General features: G+C 40.0%; 18 protein-coding genes. 17 read left to right on the forward strand and 1 reads right to left on the reverse strand.

The genetic code is table 11. The features are described from left to right. The first annotated feature begins 6 nt into the window (after positions 1-6). Together BVC89_RS30160 and BVC89_RS10890 are read left to right on the forward strand one after the other, a co-directional pair. Positions 7-2,478 (forward strand): serine/threonine protein kinase, encoded by a 2,472-nt coding sequence (locus tag BVC89_RS30160; RefSeq protein ID WP_216825128.1) that lies wholly within the window; start codon positions 7-9, stop codon positions 2,476-2,478. 47 nt (positions 2,479-2,525) lie between these two features. Further along, positions 2,526-2,876: an FHA domain-containing protein gene (locus tag BVC89_RS10890; protein ID WP_086931215.1), complete on the forward strand. Its 351-nt coding sequence runs from the start codon at positions 2,526-2,528 to the stop codon at positions 2,874-2,876. 127 nt (positions 2,877-3,003) lie between these two features. On the opposite strand, the gene BVC89_RS10895 is transcribed toward BVC89_RS10890, so the two are convergent. Continuing rightward, positions 3,004-4,974, reverse strand: a complete 1,971-nt coding sequence (locus BVC89_RS10895; RefSeq protein WP_086931216.1) for a VacB/RNase II family 3'-5' exoribonuclease — start codon at positions 4,972-4,974, stop codon at positions 3,004-3,006. Between the two features lie 516 nt (positions 4,975-5,490). Between BVC89_RS10895 and BVC89_RS10900 the strand changes: the two genes are divergently transcribed. From BVC89_RS10900 to BVC89_RS10970, 15 genes are all read left to right on the forward strand, one after another. After that, positions 5,491-6,081 carry a peroxiredoxin-like family protein gene (locus BVC89_RS10900; RefSeq protein ID WP_086934585.1) on the forward strand — a complete coding sequence of 197 codons (591 nt, stop codon included), beginning with the start codon at positions 5,491-5,493 and terminating at the stop codon, positions 6,079-6,081. 133 nt (positions 6,082-6,214) lie between these two features. Then, positions 6,215-6,679: a tRNA (cytidine(34)-2'-O)-methyltransferase gene (locus BVC89_RS10905; RefSeq protein ID WP_086931217.1), complete on the forward strand. Its 465-nt coding sequence runs from the start codon at positions 6,215-6,217 to the stop codon at positions 6,677-6,679. A 320-nt stretch (positions 6,680-6,999) separates the two neighbouring features. Beyond that, positions 7,000-7,929 carry a type IV pilus biogenesis protein PilM gene (locus BVC89_RS10910; RefSeq protein WP_086931218.1) on the forward strand — a complete coding sequence of 310 codons (930 nt, stop codon included), beginning with the start codon at positions 7,000-7,002 and terminating at the stop codon, positions 7,927-7,929. 2 nt (positions 7,930-7,931) lie between these two features. Beyond that, positions 7,932-8,546 carry a hypothetical protein gene (locus tag BVC89_RS10915; protein ID WP_158657877.1) on the forward strand — a complete coding sequence of 205 codons (615 nt, stop codon included), beginning with the start codon at positions 7,932-7,934 and terminating at the stop codon, positions 8,544-8,546. Next, complete coding sequence (locus BVC89_RS10920) at positions 8,546-9,244, forward strand: hypothetical protein (protein ID WP_086931220.1); 699 nt, start codon at positions 8,546-8,548, stop codon at positions 9,242-9,244. The genes BVC89_RS10915 and BVC89_RS10920 overlap by 1 nt, the downstream gene beginning before the upstream one ends. Beyond that, positions 9,237-9,590, forward strand: a complete 354-nt coding sequence (locus BVC89_RS10925; RefSeq protein ID WP_086931221.1) for a hypothetical protein — start codon at positions 9,237-9,239, stop codon at positions 9,588-9,590. Before BVC89_RS10920 ends, BVC89_RS10925 begins: the two co-directional genes overlap by 8 nt. Next, on the forward strand, positions 9,587-11,293 hold the full coding sequence (mshL, locus tag BVC89_RS10930) for a pilus (MSHA type) biogenesis protein MshL (protein WP_086931222.1): 1,707 nt from the start codon (positions 9,587-9,589) through the stop codon (positions 11,291-11,293). The genes BVC89_RS10925 and mshL overlap by 4 nt, the downstream gene beginning before the upstream one ends. An 11-nt stretch (positions 11,294-11,304) precedes the next feature. Next, complete coding sequence (locus BVC89_RS10935; RefSeq protein ID WP_245929376.1) at positions 11,305-12,234, forward strand: ExeA family protein; 930 nt, start codon at positions 11,305-11,307, stop codon at positions 12,232-12,234. Then, a complete protein-coding gene (locus BVC89_RS10940; protein ID WP_086931223.1) occupies positions 12,231-13,727 on the forward strand; it encodes a tetratricopeptide repeat protein in 1,497 nt (498 codons plus the stop codon). The genes BVC89_RS10935 and BVC89_RS10940 overlap by 4 nt, the downstream gene beginning before the upstream one ends. After that, positions 13,721-15,463 carry a GspE/PulE family protein gene (locus BVC89_RS10945; protein WP_086931224.1) on the forward strand — a complete coding sequence of 581 codons (1,743 nt, stop codon included), beginning with the start codon at positions 13,721-13,723 and terminating at the stop codon, positions 15,461-15,463. Before BVC89_RS10940 ends, BVC89_RS10945 begins: the two co-directional genes overlap by 7 nt. Before the next feature lie 5 nt (positions 15,464-15,468). Continuing rightward, positions 15,469-16,689 (forward strand): type II secretion system F family protein, encoded by a 1,221-nt coding sequence (locus BVC89_RS10950; protein ID WP_086931225.1) that lies wholly within the window; start codon positions 15,469-15,471, stop codon positions 16,687-16,689. A gap of 46 nt (positions 16,690-16,735) precedes the next feature. Further along, positions 16,736-17,263 (forward strand): hypothetical protein, encoded by a 528-nt coding sequence (locus BVC89_RS10955; protein ID WP_086931226.1) that lies wholly within the window; start codon positions 16,736-16,738, stop codon positions 17,261-17,263. A 121-nt stretch (positions 17,264-17,384) separates the two neighbouring features. Further along, positions 17,385-17,771, forward strand: coding sequence for a type II secretion system protein (locus BVC89_RS10960; protein ID WP_086931227.1), 387 nt, complete (start codon positions 17,385-17,387; stop codon positions 17,769-17,771). Between the two features lie 16 nt (positions 17,772-17,787). Then, positions 17,788-18,228, forward strand: coding sequence for a GspH/FimT family pseudopilin (locus tag BVC89_RS10965; protein WP_086931228.1), 441 nt, complete (start codon positions 17,788-17,790; stop codon positions 18,226-18,228). Between the two features lie 45 nt (positions 18,229-18,273). Beyond that, the gene (locus tag BVC89_RS10970; protein WP_086931229.1) at positions 18,274-18,744 is read left to right on the forward strand and encodes a type IV pilus modification PilV family protein; all 471 of its coding nucleotides are present in this window, start codon (positions 18,274-18,276) and stop codon (positions 18,742-18,744) included. Positions 18,745-18,746: the final 2 nt, after the last annotated feature.

Here is an 18,746-nt window from a genome sequence, read left to right on the forward strand (position 1 = left end):
AAAGTAGTGAAAAAAACTTTTATAGCGATTGAAAAAGCCCTCACTATGCTCGCCGTATTGGTAAGCCATGTTAACTTTCGAGGTGTTATTATAATTTTTGGCTTGGCACTAGTGGTGTGTGCGCCGCGAGTGCACCTTTTTTCTGCAATTGATAACACCATTATCAAAGCTAGTAGTTATTTGTTTGCACCTCCTTTGGGATCATCGGGTATTGCCATCGTTGAAGTGCCGAAAGAAGAGATTGCCATTTGGCAATCAGACATCCATTCATCAGGAAAGTTGGCGGCATTACTTTCGAATATTGTCAATGGCGCGAATAGTACGGTTGGTCTAATTCTTCAGCAGCCCATTGATGAGGGTGCTGGGGCTGCTGATACCTTAATCGAAACCTATATTCAAGGCGCATCTAACGATACCCCCTATCGTAAGGCTAAAGCGTTAGTAGATCGCAAGTTTTTGTTAAAAGATTACCTTAATAATTCTCGTGTGGTTGTCGGTGTGGAAGGTTTTTTTTTCGCCGGTCAAAAACCTACTGTCATTGAGCAAACTTACGATAGACATGTTTTTTCTCCCGTCTTAAAGGAAGTTATTTGGCCCTATTGCAAGTATTGTTTTTCAACGGCGAAAAGCGTCGAGGTTGCGCGCCCTTCTTTTGAACAATTTACCCTGACCAATTCACTATCATCACAATATCAAGCGTTGTTTTATGATGACAACAACAGCGTCTTTAGTGATTTTTTTATTCAGCTTTTAAAAACTATCGAGAATGTTTCAGATAGTGAAAATTTAATATGGCAAAAAGGCCAAGCTCTTACTATAGGAACATTAAACCTGCCTTTATCCAATGACGGTAGCTTTATTCCCCTGCATTCCTTATCCAATCGTATGGCTCCTATCGTCAATACTATTGCGTTAAATGAGGCTCTGGCACGTAGCGCATTTCCAGAATTTATTTTAATTGCCCAGCAGGGTAGCCGCAGTGCTGATATGTTAGCCAAAGCACTTTATAGTGTTAAGCATGATGCCGTTGTTTACTCACCTTGGTGGTCTAACATAGTGTTGATGGCCTTAGTATTTATGGTCACTCTTTATTTGGGCTTACTGGTAATTAGGATTACGCCTCGTACAGCAGGATTAATTTCTTTTTTCTTAAGCATCACAATAATTTTAAGCCAAATTCTTATTATCGCTTCCCATCGAGTATGGCTACCTCTAGCCCTTGTTGTGGTATGGCTGATTGTTGGACATTTCGCTCTCTCTATCTGGATGATTAAAAAGCGCCGTATACAAGGCAATATTGATAGAGCTGATGGTATTTGTATTAAACAGGCTCGCCAATTTATCGAGCAACAGGAGTTGAATTTAGCTTTGGAACAGCTAACGGATTGCTCTCTAGACGAGCCATTATTACAAACGCTTTACGATATTTCTGATGCCTATGCTGAGCAAAAACAATATCAGCAAGCAATTGATGTGATGCGTATGGTACGCAGCAAGCGCAAATCTTATAAGGATGCTGAGCAAAAATTAAAAGTCTTAAACACGATGCTTAAGTCTTCTTCGAACGTGGATCAAGAAGATAATTTACAGAAGACAACAGCCATTACCACAGCCCAAACGGATCGAAGAATTATCGGCCGCTATGAACTTGAAGGGGAACTGGGTAGAGGGGCGATGGGACGTGTGTTTTTAGGCTTTGATCCAAAAATTGCGCGGCGGGTTGCCATTAAAACTCTCAGCTATGATCAATTTAAAGATAAAAATAGTAATGAGCTAAAACAGCGTTTTTTCCGCGAGGCGGAGGCAGCAGGTCGACTCAATCATCCCGCTATTGTTTCAGTATTTGATGTAGGTGAAGAAAGCGATTTAGCATTTATCGCTATGGATTTTGCTGAAGGTAAAGCATTAAATAACTTTGTCAGTGAAGATAATTTATTACCTGTTTTCGAAGTCTATCGTGTTGTTTGTGATGTCGCACAAGCACTCGCTTATGCTCATGATAGTAATGTGGTACATCGTGATGTTAAGCCCGGTAATATTATCTACAATCCCTCACCTTATCAGGTCAAAGTGACAGACTTTGGTATTGCTCGGCTGGTAGATAATTCTAAGACAAGTACCGGAGAAATCCTCGGTAGTCCACTTTATATGGCACCGGAGCAGCTTAAAGGTAAGAAAGTAAATCGAGCGGCAGATATCTTTAGTCTGGGTGTGACTTTTTATCAATTACTCACAGGGCGTTTGCCTTATCATGGTAGTAATTTGGCGGCGTTGACTTACGAAATTATTTACGGCAAGCATAAGAACGTTCGTTCAATACGTAAGGATTTGCCCGCAAGTGCCTCACGCATTATTAATCAGGCCTTACAAAAAGACCCTGATGATCGTTATGAGACTGCTGCGGAAATGGCTTTGGTATTGAAAAAAGCCATAAAACGAGATTTCTCAGCAGAAGCAAAACAAATTGGTTACGTATAAATTTCTTATAAAATATCACGTATTAGGTTTATAGAGGTGAAGTGATTATGACAGTGCTAGCACAGTTGGTTGATGGGGTAGTGGCCCATAAATTTAATATTGGTTCCGATAAGCTTACTATAGGCCGTATGCCTGACTGTGATATTATTATCGAGGATTCCTCCGTTAGTTCGCGTCATGCGGCTTTACAAGCGGTACCTAACCCAGATTTCCCCGATACGGTGGAATATTTTATTGAAGATTTAAACAGTACTAATGGCACCAGTGTCAACGGTGAAAAAATTGAAGGTAGGGTGCAGCTACATCACAGCGATGAAGTGACTATTGCTTGGAATACTTTTAAATTTATTGATGAGCATTCGGTTAATTTATCGCAAACAGCCCATATACTAAAATAATCTGTAGTTTTTACATTCGATAATTCGGTAGTTCTCTTGATTGTCTGGTGATCAAACTACTAATAAATAGGGCTGCAAGTCATTGCAGCCCATGACTATCTCAATTCTTAATACGTTACCAGACTGCTTAAGCACTCACGGTCTCATCGACCACCGTCTCTTGCTTTTTGACAACCAGCTCAAAGGCAATACGCCTCTTTGTCTGATCTACGGATTTAATTTTAATCTCGACACTTTTGCCTAAATAATACAATTCCTTATCCACAGTTAAGGTCATGCGCTTAGCGTCGTATTTTTTTTCTTTATCCTTGCCAAACAAGATGAAACCCTCAATGCCATTATCATCAAGTTTAACGCCGAAACCGTGTTGGGTGACAATACGAATAGTACCGCGTGCCTGTTGGCCTATTTGTTTCTTTGTATATTCTAAAAGTAGCCATTGATAAAGTTCACGATCTGCTTGTTTACCATTTTGTAGGGTTTCTGAAAGTTTCTCTAAATCTCTCTCAGAAAGCTTTTTAACTGACTTTTGGTGGATAATATGTTGAAGACACCAGTGGTTATAAAGATCCGCAAAACGTCTTATCGGTGAAGTTAAGGTACTGTAAATAGGCAGGCCCATGCCTAAATGAGGGGCCTTTGTGGCACTCAACTCGGAACTTACCATCATTCGCCGTAAGGCCAAACTGAGATTTGGCGCTTCGCCTTTGCTATCTAATGTGCTGAAAAGTTTTACTTGCTCTTCGAGAGTGTTGAGATCATCGTGAACAATGTTTTCTTCTTTTAATAGCGCTTTGACTTCGCCTAGACGATCTGGACGGAATCCAGGGTGAACCACAAACAGGCCAGTATTATGCTGCGAAAGTAGTTCTGCGCCACAGATATTCGTAGCCAACATCGCTTCTTCGACAATCTGATGTGCTGCATTTCTTGGCCGTGCCTTGATTTCTTGAATATGACCTTGTTCGTCGAATTGGTAGTCATAATCTATTTGGTCTTGTACTACCAAAAAATGTCGCTCACGATATTGGCGTCTTATTACAGAAAGGTCATGTAACTGTTTGAGTATGACCTTGCATTCTTCGGGCACTGAATCCTGGTCGCTTTCAATAAAGGCGCCAACGTCTTCATAGCTAAGCTTGTGTTTAGATTCAATATAAGCGAACTCGAAGTTTGAACTAAGCACTTCTCCGTCTTGATTGAATTCAATATGGCACACTAACGCGGGACGCTTTTTCTGAGGCTCCAAAGAAAAGCAGTGATGGCTCAGCTGAATAGGGAACATCGGCACTAGGCCACCGGGCAAATATACGGTTTGTCCATTTTTTAAGCTGGCATTCGCGAGCGGCGAATTTTGAGGAATAAAACTCGATGGATCAGCAATGGCCACGTGCAGTAAAGAAACATTGTGACCTTCTCGCTCTACAGATTCGATGGCGATGGCATCATCCATATCTTTAGTATTGGCCGCATCGATAGTGACAAAAGGTAGATGACTCAAGTCGGAGCGATTATCAAGATCAAGGTCACTAAACTGCTTTTCAACAGCCTTAGTTTGATTATTTTGGGCCTTATCTTCAGGCTGATTGAGATTATATTTGGCCTTTGTGTACTTCAATTCAAAGCGCGCTTCGTCATCGCGTCCCACCCGCTCGACGATTTTTGCCGAAGGTTTACCTTCGCGGAAGGGGTGTTGTAGCATCTTAGCCACCACATAGTCCCCTTCCTTACATTTGCTGCGAGATTTTGGCGGCAGAAAAATCCAACGACTCGATTGGATGCCTGAAGGCTCAACAAAGTGTGCGTTGCCTTTAACACGATAGCGTCCGATAAAGCGGTCAAGAGCCGGCGTCAGTAGTTTTTCTAAATCAGCCTCCAGTTTATCTTTATCGTTTTTCTTGAGGCTAACATGGACGATATCGCCCGGTATTACTCTCTGCATTTTGTCAGGCGAAAGAAAAGCATCCCGTCCGTCGTCTAATCTGACAAAACCGAACCGGCCGTTACTGCCGACGACAGTACCACTGCCATATTCTTTTGACGCTTGAATGTCTTTTTTTAGCTGTGAGAGTTGGCTTATTGCATCGTTGTTGAGCATTCTTGTGAACCTTGAAAACTAAAGCGCGCGATTCTAGCAGAAAACTGAACCGTCTTGGGATGGTTATACACAAACTTTAACCGTAAAATTTACTCGAAAATGAAAAATCCTCCTATTAATACCCGAATTCCTCGTATCGTGCACAGTTTTATTCACCTTTATTTTTACTGCTTAACGTATAAAGTTTTGAGATGAATTGTTTGCCAGTGCTGAATTATGCTTGGCATATAGAGGTTTGCTTGGCGCGAAAGGTAACCTCTTAGGTTTAGGCTAGCGATACCGCGGCCTCGCCTATTGCCAATTGGCGCTAGAGCTTATTTTTCGATAAGTATATACTTTTATCTAGTTTTATCCCGGTCATAGTGGCTATTACTTATACATTATTTTCACTTACACATAATAGATACTTGCACATAGCCGTGGCTATTGCTCAACACCATATGGAGTCAAACATATATGAGTGATCTCATACATATAATAAATAAAAAAACTTTTACCCTCATAGCATCTTTCATCATGAGCATATGCTGCCTTTCTGCTTATGCGGATAAAGTACCTGAGGATGCCGCCAAGGTTTGTCCGATTAAAGTAGGGCAAGAGATACCTAAGGTGACACTTCAAGGTATTGATGGTAAGAATGTTGATTTAGCCGCTAAAATAGGCGAAAAGCCCACTGTATTAGTGTTTTATCGCGGTGGTTGGTGTCCCTATTGCAACGTGCATTTGGGAGAGTTGAAAACCATAGAGAGTGATTTAAAAGCAATGGGCTATCAAATCGTGGCGATTAGCCCCGATTTACCCAAGAACCTCAAGCAAAGCATGGATAAAAATGAGATCAGCTATACGTTACTATCGGATTCCAAGGCCACAGCTGTTAAAGCTATGGGCTTAGCCTTCAAAGTGGATGCTGAAACGTATAAAAAGTATCTGGGTTACAATATCGACCTAGAGGAAGCGTCTGGTGAAAAACATCATATCTTACCTGTGCCGGCAGCACTTATTACCGATACTTCAGGTAAAGTGCGTTTCTCTTTTCACAGTCCCGATTACAAGGTGCGTATCGATACCGACGTGCTGTTAGCAGCAGCAAAATCGGCTCTTAAGTAGTTTTACCCACGCTATTTAAAAATCAAGCAAAATAAAGGCTGTATTTGGCCTTTTATTTTGCTTCATCTATACTTCTCGTCCTCATAAGCACTTTGTCCTTGCTATCTTAAAAAACTAAATATCAATAATCTCTATGTTTCATATCGCCTTGTATGAGCCTCAAATTGCCCCTAATACCGGCAACATTATCCGACTTATTGCCAACAATGGTTGCCATTTACATCTGATAGAGCCTCTAGGTTTCGATCTCGATGAGAAAAAAGTGAGGAGGGCTGGACTTGATTATCGTGATTTAGCCAATGTCAGCCGTCACCAGAATTATCAGGCTTTTCTTAAAGCAGTAGAGGGTCGAAGGATCTTTGCATGTACTACCAAAGGGACCCGGTCTCACGATAAAGCGGGCTTTCAAGTAGGAGATGTCCTATTGTTTGGTTCGGAAACCGCCGGCTTGCCGCCTGCAGTTATGGACAGTTTTAATCCGCAGGATCGCTTACGCATCCCTATGTTAGAAAACAACCGCAGTATGAACTTATCTAATGCGGTCGCTATTATTAGTTATGAAGCGTGGCGGCAAAATAACTTCGAAGGTGGTTTTTAGATACCTGTTCTTTGCTCTTGCCTTCAGCTTATGTAGTAATATGTGCCGTTAAGGCGCTTGCTTGCCTCCGGACGCAAAGAGAATTCCTGCGCGTATTCTAAGCTCAATATCTTTGTGATCAGGCAGAGTTCTTGTCTGCCTCTGTCACTGTTCTCTAAATTCTGTGCTTTTCGGCGAAATTATATTCACGGTCTATACTTTAACCTGAAAGATTCATTTAGATAGCTACGTGTTTAAATTCTAAAGATGTTTTGTTTTTATTTAACAGTTGATAGTGGCCCTAAGTGTGACAATGCAAGCGGCTAGAGGAGCCCGGCAAAGTGGATTGGTTGGATAAAATTAGTGCAAAAAAAGGCGCTGTCGGTATTGAGATAATCACAGAGGGCTTAGCGCTGGTTGCCAAGGGCTGCTTTGGAGAGAAAAACGATATAGATCTGGTACATGTCATTCACTGCGAGCAAAAGCAAGATAAGCTTGCCCATGAGTTGAATCACTTCGTCAACAAAGCAAAAATACATAAGCGTTTGTGCCATCTAATTCTAAGTCCCGCAGACTATCAGTTATTACTTATCGAAGCACCCGATGTCGACGATACAGACCTGCGTGAGGCGGCCCGTTGGCGTATTAAAGATTTGATTTCAACCCCTCTTGAGAAAGTCGTTGTGGATGTTTTCAGATTGCCGGACGATGCTAGTCGATCAGCTAAAAAAATGGCCTACGTGGTGGTTACTGAGTTGGATCGGGTTAACGAGTTAATTGCTTTGATTAATGGCGCGGGTTTGACTTTGGCCTCGATAGATATTGCAGAAATGGCACTGCGCAATATTGCGTTGATGGTTAACGATCAGATGCACGAGCGCGGTGTGGGAATTGTAAGGATATTTCAAGGCGGTGGTATCGTATTGCTGTATCGAGAGGGTAATCTTTATTTATCCCGTCAATTTCAACTTAATTACAACGGGGGGTTGCTCGATGATTTACCCTGCGATGAATTAGCCTTAGAAATACAGCGTTCTATTGACTATTACGAGCGTCAGATGGGACTTGTGCCTCCAGGAGCTTTATATGTGGGGGGGGAAAATATTAGCGAAGATAAAATTTGTCAAGATTTTGCTCGTAACCTTACAGTACCGGCACAATTTCTCGATATTACACCAACAGTTGAATTTGTGGATGATATAGATAGTGCGATGACGCAATTATGTCTAGGTGCTCTCGGAGGCGTTTATCGCGAATTAGCTGAGCCATGAGTATGCAACAAGTTAATTTATATTTACCTGAATTACGGCCAAAAAAAGAATGGTTAACAGCTAATACTGTCGCATCATCCCTGCTTGGCTTTGCTTTTCTAATGAGTGCCTCTCTATATTTAATATCATCCAATCTTAAGGAGTATGAGGCTAAGATTGTTTTAATTGAAAAGCAAAAAGAAATTATTGAAATCCGTGTAAATCACATTCAAAGCTCACCGCGCAATATTAATATGGTGGCACTGGAACAAACTGAAAAAAAATTGAAAAAAAAAGTAATGGCAAGAGAGCAAATTGGCGATCTTATCCAAGGCCAAAATCTAGGTAATGAATTAGGCTTTTCAGGCGCTATGTTGGGTTTTGCAAGGCAGTCTTTCCCTTCCATTTCTTTACAGCATATTCGTATATCTCGTGGTGGGGCTTTTGTTGAATTGAAAGGTACAACGAATATTGTAGAAAATATTCCAAGCTTTATTGGCAAGCTTAAGAATGAGCCTAATTTTACCGAATCTCGTTTTGGCCTTATGAGTGTTGTTAATGCTAAAAACTCTTCTCTCCATGATTTTGCATTGGGCTTCGATTCGGTATATCAATTGGCTGCACAGGAGGATAACTGATGTTGGCCTTTTGGGATAATGTCAACGAAAATTTTAATACCCGTCCACTGAGAGAAAGAGCGATTATCAGTGTGCTGGCCATAGTCATAACATGGGGGCTATTTAAAGTATTTTTAATTTCTGATATCAATAAAAAAACGGCTGCTCTTAGTCAGCGTATGGAAAGTGCGGAAATGGATATCAAAAAACTAACTGCGCAGGAAATGGTATTAGCCAAAGCGCTAGATGATGATCCTAATGTTCATAAGAAGCAGCAAATATTAGCTTTAGAGAGAAGATTGTCTTCGTTAGATAAAAAGCTCGAGGCTTTATCTGTTGGCTTAATATCGGCGGAAAACCTTACTATTGTACTAAGAGATGTAGTTAAGTCTATAAGCACTTTAACGCTTGTGGGTATGCAGACACTAGAGTCTAGTGAATTGAAAATACAAGGTGAACAAGATGAACAGGATAACCTTGAGTCAAGTACTTTTACCTCAAAGCAAAAAGAAGAAGATATTGGTATCTTTAAACACTCTGTAGTGGTTGTTTTAGAAGGGCAATATTTCGATGTTGTGAAATATTTGGCAGCTCTAGAAAAGCTTCCTTGGAAAATATATTGGCAAGAAATTGACTATGAAGTAATACAGTATCCACAGGCTAAAATAATGATCGAAGTCTATACACTATCTACAGAACATGGTGTCTTAGGTGTTTAATTTCAGTTTGTCGGTTTATATCTATGTGGCCTTTGCATTATTGAGTCTGTCGAGCAAGATATTTGCTGAAGCGGGAACTAGTGCAATAGAAAATATTCCAGCGTTGCGTGATCCGACACAGCCTATTAATTATAGGCGTGCTGTTATACGTGAAAAGCCTTTGGTTTTACAGGCGATTTTTTCAGGAAATGGTAAGCAAAAGGCTATTATCAATGGTACAGCAGTAAAAAAAGGTGAAACTATAAATGGCAAAATCATCGTTGATATTACTAATGATCATGTGGTTTACAAATCTAGCGATGACTTGCGTGTTTTAAAATTAAGACAGAGCATTTTCGATAAATGAAAGAAACAATAAACCCGTTTACTACAGAATATTATATTGTTCGTACTTTGTCGACCCTGCTTGCTTCCGTATTGATATTATCGTGTGCCAGCAATAATGGGTCTAATAATACACCCGCTGAAAGTATTATCGCTGATCTTGATAAGGCGCAACGCAGCAAACGCTTAAACGTACCTGATGAGGTTAATGATGTGCTTATTGATGGTAACCATCGTAGTTTAACACTTAAAGAAAAACGTTTTAATGTATCCGTTAACCGTGTTCCAGCACGTGCTTTTTTTGTAAGTCTAGTCTCAGATACTGGTACGAATGTAGTCGCTCACCCCGAAGTATCTGGCGAAATATCTTTAGAACTACGCGATGTAACGGTAGCTGACGTGCTTGATGTGACACGGGAGGTCTATGGCTACGAATATAAGTTAGCAAATAATATTTATACTATCTTCCCACGTAAATTACGCACAGAAATATTTCCCATTAACTATCTAGACGTAAAGCGCGTGGGGGTAACCGATACCAGTGTTCTGGTTGGGAGAATTACATCCAACGCCACTAATAACAGAAATAATAGGCAGAATAATGCATCATCTTCTAATAACTCAGAAGACGGCACCAATTTACTGGGTTTTCTCGATAACGAAGAAAACACCAGTGGCGGACAACAAGAAATAACGCCCGGTGCACGGATTCAAACCCTAAGTAAAACAGATTTTTGGGGTGGTTTAACACAGTCATTATTAGCTATTGTGGGGGAAGAAGACGGTCGTATGGTGATGACTGATCCGCAAGCTGGCTTAGCTGTCGTCAAAGCTTTGCCAAGAGAATTAAACGCTGTGCGAGAATTTCTTAAAAAATCTGAATTAAGTATAAAACGTCAAGTCGTATTGGAAACTAAGATATTAGAAGTAACACTCAATGATGAATTTAATGCAGGAATAAATTGGGGGGCAATTAGTGGGCAAATTAATGCAACGCAAACAGATTCTTCTACAGGTTCTTTATCAGATATAGTTTTTAATGGAAATAATACACGTAACTCGGTGATCTCCACAGTACTTAACGTTAACGATATTACCGAACTATTATTTTTTCTTGAGCAACAAGGGAAAGTGCAAGTACTTTCCAGTCCACGTATTTCTACTGTCAATAATCAAAAAGCGGTGATACGTGTGGGCTCCGATGAGTTTTTTGTCACAGGTGTTTCTAATCCAGTGGTTTCCAGCGCCGCTACAACTGTCAATACGCCTGAAGTTGAATTAGATTCCTTCTTCAGCGGCATTGCTCTGGATGTAACTCCTCAGATTGCGGAAAGTGGTGAGGTTATTTTACATGTCCATCCGTTGGTAACCAATGTGCAAGATCAAATTAAAGAGATCGATGTGGCGGGCAGCCAATTTTCTCTTCCTTTAGCTTTGAGAGATGTGCGAGAGTCTGACAGTATTGTAAAAGCAAGGAATGGTCAGGTAGTTGTTTTAGGCGGGTTAATGCAAGAGCGGCGGTCTAATGTGGATACGCGACGACCATTATTAGGTAGAATTCCAGGCGTTAACTTGCTGTTTAAAACGAAGCAAAAAGGCTTTGTAAAATCTGAGCTGGTTATTTTAATGCAACCTATTGTAGTGAATAAAGATACTTGGGATGATCGTTTGCTGCGTCAATCTGAAAGAATAAAGTTACTGTCTCAAGAATATCAGGATCACTGAAGGGAGGCATTGTGTACCAAGATTTTTTCCAACTCGAAGAAGCGCCATTTTCTTTAACTCCAGATACTACTTTTTTTATTAATCAACAGAGCCATCGCGATGCGCTAAACACTATGCTAGTGGCATTAAAGCACTGTGAAGGCTTTATCAAAGTGGTAGGTGAAGTGGGTACTGGTAAAACTTTGTTGTGTCGTATTCTTCTTTCCCATTTAAACAAAGGGTTTGTAACAGCATATATCCCCAATCCTTTCTTAAGCCCTTCCGAACTGAAAGCTTTTTTTGCTCAAGAAATTGGTGTGGACTATAGAAGAGATATTCCCGCTCATGAGCTGATGAGCCGTATTTATAGAAGACTAATGCAGCTAGCTCGAAATAATAAACAGGTTGTCTTAATAGTCGATGAAGCTCAGGCAATGCCTAGAGAGACCATCGAGAGTTTACGTTTATTAACTAACCTTGAGACCGAGAAGCGTAAACTATTGCAGGTGGTAATACTCGGTCAGCCGGAGTTAGATAGCTTACTGTCTCGCTCTGATTTACGCCAGCTAAAACAACGTATTATTTTCTCTGAGCGCTTGCATCCTTTTTCAATGAGCGGTGTGAGAGAATATGTACTTCATCGTATCAATTCTGTTGGTGGTTCCAGTGAACTATTTACCCTAAATGCACTGCGACTTTTGTACTATGGCTCTGGAGGAGTGCCACGTTTAATTAATATTCTCGCTCATAAGGCACTTATTAGTGCTTTCGGTAAAGGTAACAAGAAAGTGACCAGTTGGCACGTTGCTAAAGCCATTGCGGATACTCAAGAAAGCCACTGGTTAGGGAAGCTATGTTCCTTTCATTGGCGCTTAAAAAAAATGTCATTTGCTGCACAAGTAATATTGTTTTGTTCAGTAAGTTTGCTGTATTCAATGCTGAACTTTGAGACTGCATTATGAGCTTACTGAATGACGCTTTACATGATCTGGATGTTAGAGGGAGACAACATAGGTTTAAGATCGATAGCGTGACTTGCTCTGCAAGTGACGAGGTGAGAGTCATTAAACAACATAATAAGATTTGGTTCATTGCTATTTTGTGTGTGGCTACTTTAACTTCTTATGTGTATTTTGGCCAATCATCCGAGAATAAAACTGTGATAAACGCACTTGCATCTTCCGAGTGGGTAGATATAAGTCCCCCTTCATTATTAAACAATACTTCTACTGCTGAATCTTTTAACCTTCTTAATGCCCCGTCTGACGCACTTTATAATATAAAACAAAAAAATAATATTGAAAAAAAGCCTGTTGAAAATGTATTAAGTAAACCTGTGTTACATGCTAAGTTGTATCCTGCTTCGAATCACAATGATAAGGAAGATAATGACAAAAAAGTCTTCAGTGAAAATAGTAAACCTCTGTTGAATGAATTACTATTAAAGGCCGAGAGAGCTATGGCAGATAATAGATTGACCGTTCCCTTTAAAAATAACGCCATGTATTTTTTAGGGGAAGCTGAAAAAATATCAAAAAATAATATTGAAATAAAAAAAATAAAAGAAAAAGTAAAGATATTTTTTTTGGCTCAATTAGACTACACCCTAAAAAACAATCGATTAGATAAGGCTGGCAAGCTTATGGAGCGCTGGTCTGTTTTTGATATTAATGATAAACAAAAGAATGAGTACCTTACGTTATTTAATAAAGCAAAGGTAAATGATATATCCAACGTAAATGCCGATTCTGGTCAAGTATCTTCACATGCGTTAGAGAAAATATCAAATATTAATGATTATTCTTCTTTAAATAATGAAAAATGGACGACTCCCACTGAATATTTAAATGAGGAGACGCAAGTACTAGCAGAAGTAAAAAAATTGTTACTGCATAATCGTGTAAAGGAAATACAAAAATATATTAGTGAAGTTGATCCTAAAGTCTCAGATAATATTTACAAACTTGTTTTTAACTACTATATCGATAGTCACCGTATTACCAATGCCGAACAGTTGACTTTAGCGTTATCAGATAGTCACTCCATGAAAAATTACTTTAAGGCTCGTTTGGCCTATTATCGGCATGATCTGACCTTGGCCATAGCTATTTTAGAGAAGAGTATTGTGCAAAGTACTGGTGATTCTTTATATTATTCTTTACTTGCAGCCTTGTACCAGAAGCGCAATAGACATGATGATGCGAGAGCAATATACAAAGACCTATTGCATGCCGATACCACTAATGTCACATTTTTATTAGGTTATGCTATTTCTTCAGATGCATTGCATGACAATGCTAAGTCTACCGCAGCTTATCAACGGGTTTTGCAAGTAGGCCACCCTTCTTCTCAAGTGATGGATTTTGCTAAACAACGTATCGCTGATATTAAACGCGATAGTGCAGAGAAAAGTAACTTAGGAGAGAATAGTGTAGGGGAGAGTATTCTATGGTAGATGCAGCTGGTCGTAAACGTATTCGTTTGGGTGACTTGCTTGTCGCCCACCAAATGATTACTCAAGAACAACTTGAAAGTGCTCTTAAGGAACAAAAAAAAAGTGGTCGTAAGCTTGGGCGCCAACTGGTTGATATGGGATTTGTCGAAGAGAATAGTCTTCTTAATTTATTATCTCAGCAGTTGGATATACCTTTCGTCGAACTAAAAAATTTCCGCTTTGATCCTCAACTTGTGCAAACTTTACCTGAAACTGTCGCACGTCGTTACCGTGTGATGATATTGCGTGAAGATGGTGATGGTATTTTATTAGGCATGTCGGATCCGACAGATATATTTGGCTTAGATGAACTACAGAAAGTTATTCAAAAGCCTATTAAGCCTGCTGTAGTAAGAGAAAATGAGCTACTGGATATTTTGGATATTGCCTATAGCCATGCGGATGAAATTGCTGATTTAGCTGGGCAGCTCAATGAAGAGATTGTCGAAGATTTAGTAGATCTGACTGATATAGTCACTGATGTCAGTGGCAGTGATGCTCCAGTTGTGAAACTGCTACAAAAAGTGTTCGAGGAAGCCATCAATACCAAGGCCTCTGATATTCATATCGAGCCAGATGAAAATGTTTTGCGTATCCGTCAACGTATTGATGGTGTATTAGTAGAGCAGGTTATGAATGAGAAACGTATCTCCGGGGCTTTAGTGGTGCGTTTAAAATTAATGTCTAACCTAGATATATCGGAAAAACGTTTGCCTCAGGATGGACGTTTTAACTTGCGTCTAAAAAATCATAATATCGATGTACGTGTCTCCACCATGCCGGTTCAACATGGTGAATCGGTAGTAATGAGGATTCTCGATCAGACTGAGGGAGTGCTGCCTCTATCTAAAGTAGGTATGCCCGAAAATTACCGCAACCGCTTCAGTAAACTTATCACACGCCCTCATGGCTTAATCCTGGTCACAGGTCCAACAGGAAGTGGAAAAACAACGACTTTATATGGCGCTCTTAGTGAATTAAACCAGCCCGAGAAAAAAATAATCACAGTGGAAGACCCTGTTGAATATCGTTTGAGCCGCATTAATCAGGTTCAGATCCATGAAAAAATAGGTTTAGATTTTGCGACGATACTAAGGGCCACTTTACGCCAAGATCCCGATATTTTGCTAATAGGCGAAATTCGCGATGCCAAATCAGCGGAAATCGCGTTGCGCGCTGCAATGACTGGGCATTTGGTTTTGTCCACACTGCATACTAATGATGCTGTTACCTCAGCATTACGTTTGGTTGATATGGGAGTCGACCCTTATCTTGTTGCATCCAGTTTAAGGGCAATAGTGGCGCAACGACTGGTACGTCGTATTTGCACGAGCTGTTCTGAGCCTTATGAGTTAAACGATGCTGAGCAGCATTTATTTAACAAGTTAAAACCCAATTTTACAGGGCAATATAATTTTCGCAAAGGCGTAGGTTGCGCCCATTGTTTTAATAGTGGTTACCGTGGCCGCGTTGGCGTGTTTGAGTTGTTGGAGCTTAATAGTGAAATGGAAGATGCTCTAAGAGAAAATAGTGTACGAGGATTTAATGATGCTGCCCATCGTGATCCTAATTATCGTCCTCTAGGTGCCAGCGCACTTGATTTTGCTATCGAAGGGATTACTACTATTGATGAAGTTTTGAGGGTGTCTGCACAGGTGGAGGATGAGAGCCTATCTGAGTTGATAGATGAAGAGTAAGAATCATGATTCAGTATAAATTCAGAGGTCAGTCAAATAGTGGTCAAGTGGTCACTGGACAAATTGAGGCATCCAGTGCATCCTATGTGGCTAATCAATTGCTTAGTCAGGGCGTAACCCCGATAAAGATTCAAGAAGTGCCACTAACGGAGTCGTATGTAAAAAAAATAAATATTCTGTTGGGGGCGCAAAAAGTTCTCCCTGTCGATCTGATTATGTTTTGCCGTCAGATGTATACTATCAATAAAGCGGGTATACCCTTGACCCGAGGTATAAGAGGGCTTGCTTCGAGTATTAAACACGAACATTTCAGAGAAGCTTTACTGGATATCGTGACACGTCTTGAGGCAGGCAATTCTTTATCTGTAGCAATGAAGGCCTACCCCAAAATTTTTAATGACTTGTTTGTTAGCATGATAAATGTGGGGGAGAGTAGTGGCAAACTTGAAGATGTTTTTAAGCAGATAGGATTTTATATTGAGCGTGATGAAGAAACAAAAAAACGCATTAAATCTGCTATGCGTTACCCTTCATTTGTGACCCTAGCCCTTATTGCTGCGGTCACTATTATTAATATCTGGGTTATACCTGCTTTTGCCCAGATGTTTGAGAAGTTTAATGCAGAGCTACCACTTGTGACTAAAGTGCTTATAGGCATGTCCGATATCTTTGTTAACTATTGGGGCATTATGCTCATTTGTGTTTTTCTATCTGGTTTTGCTTTTTATCATTACGTAAGAACGCCTCAAGGTGCATGGCAATGGGGAAAGTATAAGTTGAAATTACCTATAGTTGGGGATTTAATTATTAGAGCATCAATGTCTCGTTATTCCCGTAGCCTAAGCCTTATGCTTCGTGCGGGTGTACCCATCACAAAATCCCTAAATTTATGCGCCGCAGCTATAGACAACCCATTTTTAGAGAGAAAAATTATTAATATACGTGAGGGTATTGAACGCGGCGAGAGCTTGATACATACCCATGCCCAATCTCAAATGTTTACGGCTTTAGTTTTGCAGATGATTGCCGTTGGTGAGGAAAGTGGTCAAATAGAAGAACTTCTTTCGGATGTTGCAGGTTTTTACGAGCGTGAAGTGGACTATGACTTAAAAACGTTAACAGACAGAATCGAGCCTATATTGATCTTCGTCATGGCTATTTTTGTTACTATCTTAGCATTAGGCATATTTTTACCCATGTGGAGTATTTACGAAATCCGCGGTTAATACAGGTACCCTCAAATAAGTTGTTAGTGTCTGAGCGATAAAACTTATGTATGAAAACCGATATATAAAAACATCTGATAGCCATCGATCAAGAACTTATGAGTTTTTTTTAGTTTTGGCTGTTATAGGTTTTATTATTTATATGGGTATTAATTATTACTTAAGTCCAATGGGTAAAACTAAGGAGTCCATGCTTGAGTTTCATGCAGGTATATTCTCTCGTATGATGTCTAATCTAAATGCTTATGGAGCATCTGTTAATAAAAATTACGTTAATATCAATGGCCATACGTTTTTTTTAAATGAGAATGGATGGCCAGCCAATACCCACGAAGGCTTTTCTCCACTTTTAGAAAACCAAACCGAAGATGAATGTCAACAACTATGGTTGTCGGTTTTCCGAAACCCTCCATCCAATGAGATAAGTAAGAATAGATATATAAAAAAAGTTGACTATATTATATCTTTAAATGAAAAAGTAATTTGCCGTTATCAATTGGCACGCCGGCAGGAAGGATCATTTTTCTTTGACTATGATGTAAGTAATGGCGTAGTAAAAGTTATTATGCAGTGAGATAAGCTTAGGTCTTCTTAATAGGTGCGAATAAAAACTATCTCAAAATAACTTATATTTATATGAGCCAAGAGAATTAACGTTAGAGAGTTAAGATTTTTTGTAAGGTTTGGAGAAATATATGATTAAGCAACAATCGGGTTTTACGCTGATAGAATTGATTGCGGTGCTTGTGATCTTGGGTATTTTAGCCGCGACAGCAGTTCCCAAGTTTGTTGACTTGTCTGATGAAGCGCAAGTTGCTGCAACGAATAATATTGCCGGTAGTATTGAAAGCGCTAGTGCTTTGAATCATGCTATTGATATCGCAAATGAGGCAGGGCTGAGTACTGATTCTTTTGAAGCAATTGATAATTGCGACGATTCGGGAAGTTTATTAGCAGGTGGTTTACCTCCAAATTATACGGTTACCGCTGCTGCAGTATCTGACAAAGCGACGGTAACATGTACTTTAAATGGGCCTGACTCAACAACAGCCCAGTTTTCTATCATCGGGGCAGCGACCTAAGCTGCAACTATGAGCGTTGACTAAGCTTACACAAGTAAAAGGTTTCTCTCTTGTAGAGCTTATTGCTATTTTATTGTTAATTGCTATTCTTGGCGGCGCAGCAACATCTTCATTACTACCAAGTACCACTTTTCAACTCCAAGCAAGCCGTGATCAGATCATCACGGCTTTTTTTATTGCTCAACAGCGTGCCATGGTTCAAACAAACCCTGTTCGCTTGGTGATAAGAGCTCCTAATCAAGTCGATGTGAGGGAAATAAGCGGTAGTGTTGATGCCAGTATTAACACCAGTGCTGTAAGATACCCGATTAATCTTTTGGATAATCAAAACCTGACACCCATCGCGATTACTTTTGACCGTTTAGGACGACCAACTAACGGCGGAGCAACACTTACTTTAAATCAAAATAGTGAATCGCTGCAGATTACCATATCGGCAACAGGCTTCGTTTTCTAATGCCTTTGTTGTTAATTTAAATGTTTTTTGAAATTACTATTGCCTATGCATGTAAGATATTACAAAGGTGTCACTCTTATAGAAACAATAGTTTTTCTTACGGTTGTCAGTATTGCCATTGTCGCGCTTGTTAAAGTGTATAGCTACGCAATTATCAATAGTGTTGATCCATTGATAAAAGTACAAGCTTTAGAACATGCGCAGGCGCAACTTGATGAGATTCTTGCACGAAAATTTGACGAGAACACGCCTACCGGCGGTGTACCTGCATGTGATAGCGGTGACGGCCCTGCGTGTCTTGGTATAAGTCCTGATGGTGATTTTGACGATGTGGGCGACTACAATGGTTTTATTGATACGAGTAACCAAGGGCATACGATATCGGTGTCTGTTATTGCTGCTGGCAGTGAGTTGGGTGGTGGAATGGCAAACAGTGCAGCCCGAAGAATCACTGTAGTAGTCACCAGCAATAATGGCGATAGTGTTACCTTAAGCGCATATAAAACTAATTTTTGATT

This window comes from Agarilytica rhodophyticola (assembly GCF_002157225.2).
Taxonomy (GTDB): Bacteria; Pseudomonadota; Gammaproteobacteria; order Pseudomonadales; family Cellvibrionaceae; genus Agarilytica; species Agarilytica rhodophyticola.

What these genes read in the sequence shown, in the direction of transcription:
- BVC89_RS10950 (WP_086931225.1), top strand. Translation starts at nt 15,469, where the DNA reads ATGATTCAGTATAAATTCAGAGGTCAGTCAAATAGTGGTCAAGTGGTC.
- BVC89_RS10915 (WP_158657877.1), top strand. Translation starts at nt 7,932, where the DNA reads ATGCAACAAGTTAATTTATATTTACCTGAATTACGGCCAAAAAAAGAA.
- BVC89_RS10955 (WP_086931226.1), top strand. Translation starts at nt 16,736, where the DNA reads ATGTATGAAAACCGATATATAAAAACATCTGATAGCCATCGATCAAGA.
- BVC89_RS10940 (WP_086931223.1), top strand. Translation starts at nt 12,231, where the DNA reads ATGAGCTTACTGAATGACGCTTTACATGATCTGGATGTTAGAGGGAGA.
- BVC89_RS10960 (WP_086931227.1), top strand. Translation starts at nt 17,385, where the DNA reads ATGATTAAGCAACAATCGGGTTTTACGCTGATAGAATTGATTGCGGTG.
- BVC89_RS10905 (WP_086931217.1), top strand. Translation starts at nt 6,215, where the DNA reads ATGTTTCATATCGCCTTGTATGAGCCTCAAATTGCCCCTAATACCGGC.
- BVC89_RS10920 (WP_086931220.1), top strand. Translation starts at nt 8,546, where the DNA reads ATGTTGGCCTTTTGGGATAATGTCAACGAAAATTTTAATACCCGTCCA.
- mshL (WP_086931222.1), top strand. Translation starts at nt 9,587, where the DNA reads ATGAAAGAAACAATAAACCCGTTTACTACAGAATATTATATTGTTCGT.
- BVC89_RS10945 (WP_086931224.1), top strand. Translation starts at nt 13,721, where the DNA reads ATGGTAGATGCAGCTGGTCGTAAACGTATTCGTTTGGGTGACTTGCTT.
- BVC89_RS10895 (WP_086931216.1), bottom strand. Translation starts at nt 4,974, where the DNA reads ATGCTCAACAACGATGCAATAAGCCAACTCTCACAGCTAAAAAAAGAC.
- BVC89_RS10890 (WP_086931215.1), top strand. Translation starts at nt 2,526, where the DNA reads ATGACAGTGCTAGCACAGTTGGTTGATGGGGTAGTGGCCCATAAATTT.
- BVC89_RS10900 (WP_086934585.1), top strand. Translation starts at nt 5,491, where the DNA reads ATGAGCATATGCTGCCTTTCTGCTTATGCGGATAAAGTACCTGAGGAT.
- BVC89_RS10970 (WP_086931229.1), top strand. Translation starts at nt 18,274, where the DNA reads ATGCATGTAAGATATTACAAAGGTGTCACTCTTATAGAAACAATAGTT.